The organism is Vibrio sp. Vb0304 (genome assembly GCF_033338995.1).
In the GTDB taxonomy this organism is placed as follows: Bacteria; Pseudomonadota; Gammaproteobacteria; order Enterobacterales; family Vibrionaceae; genus Vibrio; species Vibrio alginolyticus.
The window spans coordinates 259,835-272,592 of sequence record NZ_JAWOTT010000001.1; the positions used below are offsets into that span (position 1 = coordinate 259,835).

The 12,758-nt window shown below is 44.7% G+C and carries 13 protein-coding genes; 9 read left to right on the forward strand and 4 right to left on the reverse strand.

Going from position 1 to position 12,758, the window contains the following annotated elements; genetic code table 11:
• Positions 1–11: 11 nt before the first annotated feature.
• On the reverse strand, positions 12–383 hold the full coding sequence (gene fliN / locus R7P35_RS01110; protein WP_005375038.1) for a flagellar motor switch protein FliN: 372 nt from the start codon (positions 381–383) through the stop codon (positions 12–14).
• Complete coding sequence (locus tag R7P35_RS01115; protein WP_005375039.1) at positions 380–1,198, reverse strand: FliM/FliN family flagellar motor switch protein; 819 nt, start codon at positions 1,196–1,198, stop codon at positions 380–382. Before R7P35_RS01115 ends, fliN begins: the two co-directional genes overlap by 4 nt.
• Before the next feature lie 379 nt (positions 1,199–1,577).
• Between R7P35_RS01115 and R7P35_RS01120 the strand changes: the two genes are divergently transcribed.
• Genes R7P35_RS01120 through fliJ form a run of 8 tightly spaced genes read left to right on the forward strand, consistent with a single transcriptional unit; the run spans position 1,578 to position 9,601 of the window.
• Positions 1,578–2,597 carry an OmpA family protein gene (locus R7P35_RS01120; protein ID WP_318091578.1) on the forward strand — a complete coding sequence of 340 codons (1,020 nt, stop codon included), beginning with the start codon at positions 1,578–1,580 and terminating at the stop codon, positions 2,595–2,597.
• Positions 2,597–3,928, forward strand: coding sequence for a sigma-54 interaction domain-containing protein (locus R7P35_RS01125; protein WP_017820535.1), 1,332 nt, complete (start codon positions 2,597–2,599; stop codon positions 3,926–3,928). The genes R7P35_RS01120 and R7P35_RS01125 overlap by 1 nt, the downstream gene beginning before the upstream one ends.
• A 15-nt stretch (positions 3,929–3,943) precedes the next feature.
• Positions 3,944–4,300 carry a flagellar hook-basal body complex protein FliE gene (gene fliE / locus R7P35_RS01130; RefSeq protein ID WP_005375045.1) on the forward strand — a complete coding sequence of 119 codons (357 nt, stop codon included), beginning with the start codon at positions 3,944–3,946 and terminating at the stop codon, positions 4,298–4,300.
• A 3-nt stretch (positions 4,301–4,303) separates the two neighbouring features.
• On the forward strand, positions 4,304–6,055 hold the full coding sequence (gene fliF / locus R7P35_RS01135) for a flagellar basal-body MS-ring/collar protein FliF (protein WP_005384024.1): 1,752 nt from the start codon (positions 4,304–4,306) through the stop codon (positions 6,053–6,055).
• Entirely contained in the window at positions 6,024–7,037 is a 1,014-nt protein-coding gene (locus R7P35_RS01140; protein WP_005375048.1) for a flagellar motor switch protein FliG, read from the forward strand. Before fliF ends, R7P35_RS01140 begins: the two co-directional genes overlap by 32 nt.
• Before the next feature lie 4 nt (positions 7,038–7,041).
• A complete protein-coding gene (gene fliH / locus R7P35_RS01145) occupies positions 7,042–7,797 on the forward strand; it encodes a flagellar assembly protein FliH (RefSeq protein WP_005375050.1) in 756 nt (251 codons plus the stop codon).
• On the forward strand, positions 7,790–9,136 hold the full coding sequence (gene fliI / locus R7P35_RS01150; RefSeq protein WP_005375057.1) for a flagellar protein export ATPase FliI: 1,347 nt from the start codon (positions 7,790–7,792) through the stop codon (positions 9,134–9,136). The genes fliH and fliI overlap by 8 nt, the downstream gene beginning before the upstream one ends.
• 24 nt (positions 9,137–9,160) lie before the next feature.
• The gene (gene fliJ, locus R7P35_RS01155) at positions 9,161–9,601 is read left to right on the forward strand and encodes a flagellar export protein FliJ (RefSeq protein ID WP_017820533.1); all 441 of its coding nucleotides are present in this window, start codon (positions 9,161–9,163) and stop codon (positions 9,599–9,601) included.
• 16 nt (positions 9,602–9,617) lie between these two features.
• Here the strand turns inward: fliJ and R7P35_RS01160 are convergent, their stop codons facing one another.
• Together R7P35_RS01160 and R7P35_RS01165 are read right to left on the reverse strand one after the other, a co-directional pair.
• Positions 9,618–10,676 carry a S1 family peptidase gene (locus tag R7P35_RS01160; RefSeq protein WP_025768593.1) on the reverse strand — a complete coding sequence of 353 codons (1,059 nt, stop codon included), beginning with the start codon at positions 10,674–10,676 and terminating at the stop codon, positions 9,618–9,620.
• Positions 10,677–10,749: 73 nt separating this feature from the next.
• On the reverse strand, positions 10,750–11,643 hold the full coding sequence (locus R7P35_RS01165) for a LysR substrate-binding domain-containing protein (protein WP_005384012.1): 894 nt from the start codon (positions 11,641–11,643) through the stop codon (positions 10,750–10,752).
• A 128-nt stretch (positions 11,644–11,771) separates the two neighbouring features.
• On the opposite strand from R7P35_RS01165, the gene R7P35_RS01170 reads away from it, so the two are divergent.
• A complete protein-coding gene (locus R7P35_RS01170; protein WP_025768592.1) occupies positions 11,772–12,695 on the forward strand; it encodes a DMT family transporter in 924 nt (307 codons plus the stop codon).
• Positions 12,696–12,758 lie beyond the last annotated feature (63 nt).

Below are 12,758 nucleotides of genomic sequence, written 5' to 3' on the forward strand. Positions count from 1 at the left end.
CCTACCTAAGATTATTGACCAACGCCACTCAATGCAGAGTCATGTACATCGATCAGACGAAGTCCATACTTATCATTGACAACGACAACTTCAGCGTGGCCCATAAGAGAACCGTTTACTTTCACGTCTAAAGGCTCGCCATTGAGCTTTTCCAACTCGATAACCGTGCCTTCACCCGCTTTCATTAAGTCCCCAAGTGGGATCTCCTTACTCGCAACTTCCAGCGTGACTGTGACAGGAATGCTTTTGAAAAAGCTAAGGTCACGTTCCGCAGTGGCTGGTTCTTGTTGGAGCGTATCTTCGGCTTCAAAGTCTTCTAATTGAAAATCATCAAAGTTCAGTTCTTCTGCGTCGAATGCATTAGTTTCTAGCGCTTCGCTCATCGCTGCGGTTCCTTATCAGGGTTAAAGATCAAAACAAGTTGGCCGTCTTGCTCGGCAATACGACCTGTAAATAGAGATTGGTTGCCAATGCTTACTGGAACCGTGTTAAGAAGCTCAATAGGTAAAATATCGTTGGGTTGTAAGCCAACCACATCACTTAAAGGCATCTTCTTTTTACTTAGAACAACGTTCAGTCGAACGGGGGTCGTCTCTAAAGAACGACAGAAAGGTTGAAACAAATCGGTATCAGGCTGCAGTTCAAGCTGCTCGATTAGCGTTTGAATAAGATGACCATCTAGCTTGAGATGAATTGAGCCTTGATGATCGTCAAACGCAATGTTTAATTGAACGTTAATGCCAATACCTCTAGGGGTCTCATACTCACCCGTGTCCCACATTTCACCAGGAGCAAGCCAACCGATGATGATTCGACTGATGCGCTCTTGTAAACGTAAGTCACTGGCCGTCAGAGTAGCGGCTGAGCGCTCTGCACTTGCACCATAAAATCTATCAGCCAACTTTATGAGCGTGTGAGGGTTACCATGGATGAATACCATGCCGCCTTCCTGATGTTGATAGGTCGACGTTTGCTCTTTGTCCATCTCAACCGATGTAAAGCGGTGCAAGTCTACTGAGGTTAAGCTAGCTTCCACTTTTCCTGTGCTGAGCCAATTTTGTAATTCAGTCGTAAGGTTTGAGCAAGATTCTGAAATTAAATTATCGAGCTTCTCACGAATGATATGAATAGGTTTGCCTAATAATTCTACATCAAGTAGTTGACTATCAGAAATAGGCTCGCTAACTCTATTTTCCATTTATATTTTACCGTGCGTTAACAATCGAAAGTGTTTTAACTTAATGGCGTGTAGTCTACACAGAAATTTTAATGATCTTTTAGCTCCAAACTCTAAGATTGTGACTTTAGTTCACATGTTGCTTTGTTCATATAGTCATAATCTTTTAATGAAATTTAAAAAGAGTTAGTTTTCTTTATAAATCGCTTAATAAATAAAATAACAATGTTGAGCGGTTTAGTTGTTATAGATTTTTTAAATTGCCTTTATGGCGTAACAACAACTTCAAATAAATAAATTATAAGATACTGTTTTTTATGCTTAAAGCTTCCACTGGAGGCTAAGCGTGCTCTCTTGAGCGTTTTGTAACCAATTTTAATATTCAGAATAGGTAATTAAAATGATTAGCTATGCCAGTTCTCTCGGCTTGGTGGCATATTTAATTAAACGGTTTAAGTCATGGGAATGTAAGATATACATGAATTATGTCCGTTTGATAATTTGTAACACAATTATTGTTATCAGTTTTATTCTTTCAAAAGTGTCATATTCAGAAGAAGTCTTAACAATCCCTATGGACCTCTCTAAATGGACATATGAGGGAAATAAATTCAAATGCAACTTGTTGCAATCAAATGATGACTATGGGAAGTTTTATTTCCTAGCGGAACCTAATAATAAATTCTATTTTATTTCCGACATAGAATATGAAAACAATAAATGGAAAACGATTGCTTTAAAAACTCAAAATGCTCCTTGGAGTGATGAGCTTTATAGAAAAGAGTTTGACTCCCTTGAATTTACTAAGCCGTCTCAGCGTTTCATCTTTAATAAAGGCGCTGAAGAATTCATGGATTCAATTGCTTCGGGTAGTTGGGTGACGCTGTCACTTAAAGGAAGTAATGCTTCCTCTGTTTCAGAGATTGTGATTCCTACTCTTCAAATTCAAAACGCATTGAAATCATTTAATGCGTGTCGCGCGCGATTGCCTAAATTGTCTTTTTCAGAGGCAAGGGATATGGCGCTCTCATTTGAGTTTGGTCAGAAGACGTTAAGTCGTGGACAGAAAGCAACACTAGAAGCGCTGTATAGCTATGTATCTGTGGATGATCGAGTGACCAAAATCCTCATCGACGGTCACACCGATAACGTTGGTTCAAGTTTAACGAACCTTTCTGTGTCACGTACTCGAGCAGAGCAAGTCACCAATGCTTTGATTGAGCTTGGGGTCGACGAGTCGATGATCGAAACACGAGCTCATGGTTCACGTTACCCAATTGCCAGCAATAACTCGGTTAATGGCCAAGCAAAAAACCGACGTGTCACCCTGCGTTTAGTGAGGGACAACGAGTATACGGCTACGAAACACCACCCAGCTCTACAATCACAAAATCAACAAACGAAAGTTAAGGTTCAATGATGACGAAAACGAAAATTTTGTTGGTTGAGCCAAATGAAGCTCTTGCTCAACCAGTATTGGATGTGTTGCAAAATGCAGGTTACACCGCGAAACACACTCGTACTGGTCGAGGCGCTTTGCTTGAAGAGCGAGCAGAAATCACTTTAGTGAGCTCTACGCTGCCGGATATGTGTGTTCGTGAGTTTGTCGCGTGTCACCAAAAGCAGCGAAATTCGGGTGTTGTTATTGCGATTGTCGATCAAGAACAAGGCATCTTGGCTGCTGAGACGATGAAAGCGGGCGCTACTGATTATCTATTACGCCCATTTGAATCTAATCAGTTGGTTAATCTGCTTAAACGTGTTGAAGCGTTAGGTAAGCCAATGGCCAACATTGTTGCGGAGTCTTGGAGAAGCAAACAAGTTCTGCAATTGGCGCATCGTGCAGCATGTACTAACGCGAGTGTGCTTATTACAGGTGAATCGGGAACGGGTAAAGAAGTGCTGGCGCGATATGTGCATGAGCACTCTCCGCGTATCAATGGTCCATTTGTGGCGGTTAACTGCGCCGCCATTCCAGAGTCAATGTTAGAGGCTGTGCTATTCGGTCATGTAAAAGGCGCGTTCACCGGAGCGACAAATTCTCAAAGCGGTAAGTTTGAAGAAGCAAATGGCGGGACGATTCTGCTTGACGAGATTGGTGAAATGTCACCTGCGGTTCAAGCGAAATTGTTACGCGTCCTTCAAGAGCGTGAAGTAGAACGTGTTGGTAGCCATAAAGCCGTTCAGCTCGATATTCGTGTTATTGCGGCAACCAACAAAGACTTACGTGAGGAAGTTCAAAAAGGCACGTTCCGTGAAGATCTTTATTATCGATTAGATGTGCTGCCTCTGCACTGGCCGCCTTTGCGTGAAAGAAAAGAGGACATTCTACCAATTAGCCAATTCTTTATTGAAAAGTATCAAGATAGCAGCCGCTGTCACCTATCCCAAGATGCGATTAGTGCGCTGAGTCAGTATCACTGGCCGGGCAATATTCGTGAGTTGGAAAATGTCATTCAACGCGCTTTGGTCATGCGTCATGGTGATTACATTACAGCCCATGACCTGATGCTGCCTATTGAGCTTGTCGCGTCAGTTCCTACAGCAGAGCCAACTGCAAGTTTTGGTCATGTAGAAGCGAAGAAGCAAGCTGAATATCAGTTTATTTTGGAAAAGTTACGTCAGTTTGGTGGAAACCGAACGAAAACCGCAAACGCGCTTGGAGTCTCTACTCGAGCGCTACGCTACAAGCTCGCAGCAATGCGAGAACATGGTATTGATTTACAGTCGGCACTAGGCTCGGCTGCCTAATAGGAGAAAAAATAGATGGCAAGTCAACCTACTCATGCGGTCTCGGCAGAGCAACTTATGTTGTCAAAAATGCAGGCGATGCAGGCACAAGTGCAGCCGCCAGAGTTTATCGTGAGTGCAAATCCTTTAGATCAACAATCACTAAACGCACCTTTATCGTTCTCACAAGCGATGACAAATGTGTTGGATACAGTGAATCAACATCAATCAGTGGCTAGTCAAAAAATGACGGCCGTAGAAACAGGAAAAAGTGATGACCTAGTTGGTGCAATGGTCGCGAGCCAAAAAGCCAGCTTGTCCTTTAATGCTTTGATGCAAGTGCGCAACAAAGTCGTGACCTCATTTGAAGATATTATGAAGATGCCGGTGTAATTCATGTCAGAACTAACCCCCCAAGTCGCCGGAAACACAGCTATGGCTACCGGCACAGCACAGACATTTTCTACTGCCAACGGCATGGACGATGTGACAACGAAGCTGAAGCAAATCTGGTCTAGCAGTCAGAGAAACTTAGTGCTATCTGCGGTGTTAGCTGCGATTGTTGCAGCGATTATTGTGGTTGCACTATGGAGTTCCTCGCAGAGCTTTCGTCCGCTCTATAGCCAGCAAGAGCGTTTTGATATCGGCGAAATTGTGTCGGTATTAGAAAGCGAAGGCGTAAGCTACCGCATGCAAGAGCAAAATGGACAAGTTCTTGTACCAGAAGGTGAGGTTGCGAAGGTGCGCATGTTGCTTGCATCAAAAGGTGTTAAAGCTAAGCTGCCGACAGGTTTGGATTCGCTCAAGGAAGATAGCTCTCTTGGTACGAGCCAATTTATGGAAACAGCGCGTTATCGTCATGGTTTAGAAGGTGAGTTAGTACGTACTATCATGTCTTTGAACTCAGTAGCGAACGCGCGTGTTCATTTAGCAATACCTCGTCAAACTCTATTCGTCCGCCAAAACAGTGAGAATCCTTCAGCATCTGTCATGCTTGAGCTCAAACCTGGTGAAGACTTAAAGCCTGAACAAGTTGAAGCGATCATTAACCTAGTGGTCGGCAGTGTCACGGCAATGAAGCCAGAATTTGTTTCTGTCATTGACCAGTATGGCCGTCTTCTTAGTGCGGATGTCGCTTCTGCGGAAGCTGGTAAAGTAAATGCGAAATATCTTGAATACCAGAAGAGTGTTGAAAAACAGATCATCCAACGCGCAGCAGATATGCTTACGCCGATTGTGGGGCCGAGTAACTTCCGAGTACAAGTCGCTGCCGATCTGGACTTTAGCCAAGTTGAAGAAACACAAGAAATTTTGGATAACGCACCGGTTGTGCGTAATGAGCACACCATTCATAACAACTCGGTTGATCAAATTGCGTTGGGTGTTCCTGGTTCTCTAAGTAACCAACCGCCAGTGACAGGATCTGGTGAAGTGGAAACGAACGATAGCCAAAACACGAATGCGCGATCTGAAGTGAATCGTCAATATGCTGTAGGTAGTAGTGTTCGTCGTACTCAATACCAACAAGGCCAAATAGAAAAGCTTAGTGTCTCGGTTCTGTTGAACTCCAAAGCTTCGCCAGATGGTGTGGCGTGGAGTGAAGCCGATAAAGAGCAAATCTCAAACATGATCATGGATGCTGTTGGTATCTCTGCCACACGAGGTGACAGCTTAAGTTTAATGAGTTTCAACTTCACCCCAATCGAAATTGATGCTCCTCCTGCACTGCCGTGGTGGCAAGACCCTACAGTACAGCAGCCAATACGCTACGTTATTGGTGGCTTGTTAGGCTTGGCGATGATCTTCTTCGTACTGCGTCCATTAATCATGCACCTAACTGGCGTTGATAAACCTGTGCCTGAGCTAAATTTTGCTGAGCCTCAGGAAGAACCTGACTACGAAAACTTGCAAACGCGTGAAGAACGCGAGCATGAAGAAGTACTTGATCGCCGCCTATCTGAAAAAGGCATCTCAGCCTCTTCAGGTTTAGATGTAAACAGCGACATGCTACCACCAGCAGGTTCGCCATTAGAAATTCAATTGAAACACCTACAGCTTATTGCTAATGAAGAGCCAGAGCGCGTAGCCGAAATACTGAAACAATGGGTAAACATCAATGAACACAGTTCTATCAAAGCAGACGCTTAGTTATGTTGAACAAACCGCGCTCGTGCTATTAGGCATGGGCGAGGATGCCGCAGCGAAGGTTTTGCAACACTTTAGCCGTGATGAAACCCAGCGTGTGACTCGTGCAATGGCGAAGTTAAATGGCATTAAGAGCGATTCTGCTCGTGGTGTTATTCAAACTTTCTTTGAAGATTTTCGTGAGCACAGCGGTATTCGAGGAGCCTCGAAGGAATACCTATCTAATACATTGCGTAAAGCATTGGGTAACGATTTGGCAAAAGGGTTATTGAATACCTTATATGGCGATGAAATTCGCAACAATATGCAGCGCTTACAGTGGGTGGAAGCAGAAACTCTCGCTCGTTTCATTGTGAACGAGCACCCACAAATGCAAGCAATTTTTCTAGCGTATTTGCCAGCAGACAGCTCTTCAGCGGTATTGAAGCACTTGCCACAAGATTACCATGACGAAATCTTGTTCCGTATTGCTCAATTGCAAGATATCGATCATCAAGTTGCTGTTGATTTGCATGAACTCGTTGAGCGTTGCATCGAAAAAGTATCCGCAAGTCAAAGCACGCCGTTATCAGGTGTTAAGCAAGCTGCAGATATCATTAACCGCTTTGAAGGTGACCGTGGTTCATTGATGGAAATGCTGAAGTTGCATGATGAAGATGTTGTTAATGCAATCGAAGAAAACATGTTCGACTTTATGGTTCTTGGCCGACAACGCGAAGAAACCATGGACATGTTGGTGCAGCAAATCCCGCTAGAGTTGTGGGCAGTCGCGCTAAAAGGTTCCGATATTACCTTACAGCAAGCTATTAAGCGTTCAATGCCGCAACGTATGGTGAAAGCGCTAGAAGATGATATGGACGCACGCGGCGCTGTTGCGTTAAGTCGAGTTCAAAAAGCACGTCAAGACATCATGCAAATGGTACGTGAGCTGGATGAATCTGGTGAAGTTCAGCTGCTTCTCTATGAAGAGCCAACGGTGGAGTAAGGTCATGCTAGAGACAAAATCAAGTACTATGCGATTGCCTCCGAGCGGGTATCGTTTACACCGTTTTCCGCCTTTAGCGCAACCTAAGACTATCGAAGACGAATTCGGGCTAGATAACCAAGGCTGGCAAGAACCTCAAATAGATATCCAACAGCAACTTGAAGAAGGTTTTCAACAAGGTTTGCAACAAGGACATGAGGAAGGCTTACGCCAAGGTATCGAACAGGGCAAGCAACAAGGTCTGTTGGAAGGCCAAAAAGAAGGTTTCCAAAAAGGCTTTGTTTCCGGTGAGCAGTCTGGAAAGCAAGGCTTTTTGGAGGCGGCGAAGCCTGTCAATGAACTTTTTCACGCCCTTTCTCGTTGGCAAGATGAAAAAGAACAGCAACAACGCCATATGATTTGTGAACTGGTACAAAAGGTAGCTCAGCAAGTGATTCGTGCCGAGCTCACTTTAATGCCTCAGCAGATCCTAGCTTTGGTGGACGAGACATTGTCTGCCATGCCTGGTAAAGCGGAAACAGTAACTGTGCATTTAAATCCGCAAGATTTAGAGCGCATTACTCACATCAATGCTGATTTGCCGCAATCTTGGAAACTGGTCCCTAATACGGAGCTTCCTATTGGTGGCTGTCAGTTAGTGACTGATGACGCAGAAGCGGATGCGAGCTGCGACTCTCGTTTGGAAGCCTGTATGGACAATGTAAAGCAACACCTTTTGGATGAAGTCAGTATTCCACAGGTAGAGTCTGAGCATGAGTAATACCCTAAGCCATGAACTATTAAGTGAGCGTTTGAGCGAAGCCTTGGCTTCGCTTGATTCAATCCCTGTAGCCCGCGTAACAGGGCGGTTGATAAAAGTAAACGGCTTAATGTTACAAGCCGTAGGGTGTCGGTTTAAGCTTGAGCAGCGTTGTCTCGTAGAAACCGCGGAAGGCGATATGATCGAAGCGCAAGTTGTGGGCTTTGAACACACTATTGCTTACCTCATGCCTATCCGCCGTTTAGGTGGTCTGTTTGCAGGTGCAAAAGTCATCCCTCTTGATGGTGACAGTACCGTGCAGCTAAGCTCTCAGTGGTTAGGACGCGTACTGAATGGTTTAGGTGAGCCGTTAGATGACGGGGCACCGCTTAAGGGGGGAGATCGAGTTTCACTTGAACCAAAACCGATTAACCCACTGAAGCGACGCCCAGTTGATACACCACTCAACGTAGGCGTGCGAGCGATTAATGGACTATTGACGGTAGGCAAAGGCCAACGTATTGGTTTGATGGCTGGCAGTGGCGTCGGTAAAAGTGTGTTAATGGGGATGATCACCAAAAACACGGAGGCCGATGTAATTGTGGTCGGGCTTATCGGTGAGCGAGGCAGAGAAGTACGTGAGTTCATCGAGAGAAACTTAACCCCAGAAGCGCGCAAGAAAGCGATCATTATCGCGGCTCCTGCTGATGAATCCCCGCTAATGAGGTTAAGAGCGACATTACTTTGTCATCGCGTTTCAGAGTATTTCCGAGACCAAGGCAAAGACGTTCTACTTCTGATGGACTCTCTAACCCGATACGCCATGGCACAGCGCGAAATCGCTCTTTCGCTCGGTGAGCCTCCAGCTTCTCGTGGTTATCCGCCCTCAGTCTTCAGCGTGTTACCTCAACTCTTAGAGCGAGCGGGTAACAGTGAAAATCAACATGGTAGCTTAACGGCAATTTACACCGTATTGGCAGAAGGGGACGACCAACAAGATCCTGTCGTGGATTCCGCGCGCGCCATCTTAGATGGGCATGTCGTTTTATCGCGTCAACTGGCTGAGCAAGGGCATTATCCCGCGATAGATATCAACGCGTCTATTAGCCGTTGTATGAATACTTGTACGCAGGACGCACACAGCACGATTGCGAATAACTTCCGTCAAATGTACTCCAACTACCTTCAGGTTAAAGAGTTACTGCCATTAGGGGGTTATCAACCAGGACAAGATCCTGAGTTAGATCAATCTGTTGCTATGTATCCAAATTTGCGTGCATATCTACAACAAGCTGCCAACGAGTCTGTAGATTACCCAACCAGTTTGACCGAGCTCGCGCAGCTTTTTCAAAGTGCTTAATCAAATGGGAGTGACAAGGCTGAAATGAAATCCAAGTTAAAAGCCGTAGGCAAGTTACAGCAAATGGAAGAAAAACAGCGTGACCGTGTGGGTCAACAACTTGATGCCATGCGTCAGCGTCACTCCCATCTTTCAATGCAATTGGAACAGTTGTCGGCGTTGAAAGGCCACGCTGGACAATCAACCCGAACCGGCCCGACGCTGACGAGCGCGGCTTTGATGAACTTTAATCGTGTTGACCAAATGCTACAAAGAATGCTTCGTCACCACGAGCAAGAGCAAGCCGTTATGCAAGCGGAATGTGCATCTGTACAGAAAACGCTAGAACACAAGCACGCACGCGTTCAAGGGTTAGAAAAAGTGCTTGATCGTTGGCGTACTAAGCAGAACTATGAAAAAGCGAAAAAAGAGCAAAAGATGATTGAAGACATCATTAACTCTCGCGTTAAGCGTAAGATATTATGATGTCTTGTTGACGCTACTAGGAGCGCGAATAATTTCTGCGGTGTCTTAGCCAACCAAACCAGCCTCCAAGCATGATCAACCCTGATCCGAGAGCACCGCCGCCACTGCTGCCGTTGTTACCAAAGCCAGATGTGTTGGTATCGACAGGCTCAAAGCCAGAGTCCCCTTCGCTATGATAATCTTCCGAACTTGCTAAGAGGGCGTTATAACTGGTTTTTACACCTGAGCTGGTTTGGGTCTCAATCCATGTTGCATAGTTCAAAATCTCGGTAAACACACTTGGAATCGCAGCGGATTCGCAAACTGAAGAACCGTAGCTCACAATGCCAATTTGCTGATACATGCCATTATTGTCTTGATAGGTGAGAGGACCGCCTGAGTCACCACGACAGATACCAGTGTAGCTTCGTTCAGGAAATCCATTCGCACATAAACTTTCCTGAGCGTTAAACCCTGTTACCAACGAAGCGCATTGGGTGTCGGTAAGGGGTTTTACTTCTGCCCAGCGTAAATAGTTAGGGGGGCTTTCATCATTGGTTGAGGTCTGACCTAAACCGAATATCTGATAAACTGACTTGCTGCTGTAGTCTCCAAAGTCTTGCGGTAAAGTGATGGATTGGACGTTATCGGTGATAGGTCTAGTCAATTCAAGGACAGCGATGTCATTAATCCATAAATCGCTAGGCACATAATCAGGATGAATCGTGATAGAGCGAACATCTTTGAATTCTTCAACAAACACGTCATTCATCGTAGGGTTTTTGACTAACACTCGTAGGTCGTTGATTGTCCAGCCGTCAGTAAAAACGCTTGGTTCTACGCAGTGAGCCGCAGTTAAAATGAAGCGGTCGTTTACAATGGTTCCCCCACAAATATTGGCAAACTGATTAGCGCCAGTTTTATGTAGAATAAGACGTGCAAAAAAAGGAAGTTGGTTTTGGGTAGCCTGCTGACCCCCAATAATTGCCGTGGAGATCCCTTGTTCTGAAAGGCGGTTATCATTTTCTACTTCAGCGGTCGTACTCAAAGATACTGCAAAACAGAGTGCGCTTAGCCATATTTGATACTGCTTCATAAACCATCCTTGGATGAAAAGTGCTCTTCTAACTTTATACTAGTTTTTCAGTGAATGTGCTTAACAAAAGTTTCTAATAGTTGAATGATTGTTGTAGCCAAGATCGCAACAGATGAAACGATTCAAGCTTTAGCTTGTGTGGCGGGCATACAAAGTAAAGCTGTTGATGAGGATTAATGACGGGTTCACCCAGCTCGATTAGCTGACCATATTTGATGTCATCCTTCACAAACAAGCGATGAGTGACCAATAACCCCAAACGACGAGTTGTGGCCTGGACGGCTTGTATCGACATGTTAAAAGTGATTGGTTTTTTATTTTTAGGTCGCTGGATACTCGTCGCGTCCAGCCACACGTTCCAGTCATTTTTTCTTCGTTCGTTAGTAACTTCAATGATGGGATACTGCTTTAAGAGTTGAGTGATGTTTGAGTCCTTGGTCTTCGCTATCAATTCAGGACTGCACACCAAAACCAGTTCATCTTCACTGAGCTTTTCGCAGTAGTAATCCTGCCATTCTTCGGGATTTCCATGCACCAAGGCCGCGTCGATACCTTCTTGTTCTAAATTGAATCTGCCAGACAGGTTTGATAAACGAACGTCTAATTGAGGAGCAAACCCTTGTAAATCTGACATTCGAGGAATCCACCAGTGAAGAGCCAATGAATTCACCATATTGAGCGTAACACGCTGCAAGTTCTGATCTTGGATGAGTGCTTCCGTTGCATCGACAATTTGCTCTAAAGCGGGTGCCACCTTCCTGTAATACTTTTTACCGTCCGCGTTGAGTTGAACTTGTCTGCCTATGCGATCAAATAGAGGCTTGTTGACTTGACTCTCCAGCGATTTAATTGCCTGACTTACGGCTGAGTGGCTCACACTTAATATCTGTGCTGCTTCTGTCATGCTGCCAGACTCAGCTACTGCAACAAATGCGTAGATGGACTTTAAGGGGACTAGTTTCCGCATAATTTAAAAACCGTAGCTGGTGATAGATAAGTTAAACTGTAAGTTTTTCTTACATCAATGGTTAATATTACTCGCTATTTACGATAAGTGATGTCTTTTAAAATGCTCCATATATTAAGGAGTATTGAATGAATGCTGTAAATAAATCTATCCTTTTCATGTTGATGTCTACGTTAAGCTTATCTGTTACTGGACTGTTAGCAAAGCAGTTGTCAGGCGAACTTTCCGTCACACTATTTAGCTTCTTACGTTTTTTGGTGCCTGCGCTTATCTTGCTTATCTTACTTCGTGTGAAAAACCTTACCTTTCCTAAAGCGGGCACGCTAAAGCCTATTTTATTGCGTGCTCTTTGTATCGGTTTGTCACAACTTTGCTTTATCGCGTCATTACAAACGTTAACGCTCGTTGAGGGGGTCGTTTTGTTTGCTACTGGCCCATTATTTATTCCCTTGGTTGAAAAGCTGTTCATGAGGGGGCGCATTCGTGTTTCAACATTGGCGGCTTTAGCAATGGCGTTCACTGGTGTGGTTATGTTGGCGGGCGGTGGAAGTGAGATCACATGGCGAGCGGATTTATTGCTCGGCTTGGCTGGTGGACTCTTCAATTCTGGTTCTCAGCTTACGTTATATAAAGTGAGTAAAACAAATATGTCGCCGCTAGAAATCAACTTTTGGGCGTTTGGTTTTGCTGCCGTATTTCTGTTGCCGCTAACTTTGTTTAACGACTTCGACGTGTTACTTAATATGAGTGTTATGGCGCCTGAGATTTCTTCAAATACGCTGTGGATCGGTATGATGTCTCTGATGATCATTAACACCCAAGTTTTTCGCTCCAAAGCATATAAACTGGCAAGCAGTGGCTCTCAACTTGCGCCACTCATTTTTACTAACTTATTGTTCACTGCGGTTTGGCAGAGCCTGTTTTTTGAAGACCGAATGAGTCAAAGTCAAATTGTTGGGATGAGTTTAATAGTGCTCGCAATCATACTGAACACATGTTGGGTTCGTTTTACGGCGCATCGCAGTGGTGGTTTACAAGCGAGAACTTCTTAGTCTGTCGGAAAATGAAGGGGGCAGGTAGATAAATTGGTCGTGTGGTTTGATTTTTCTTGAGTA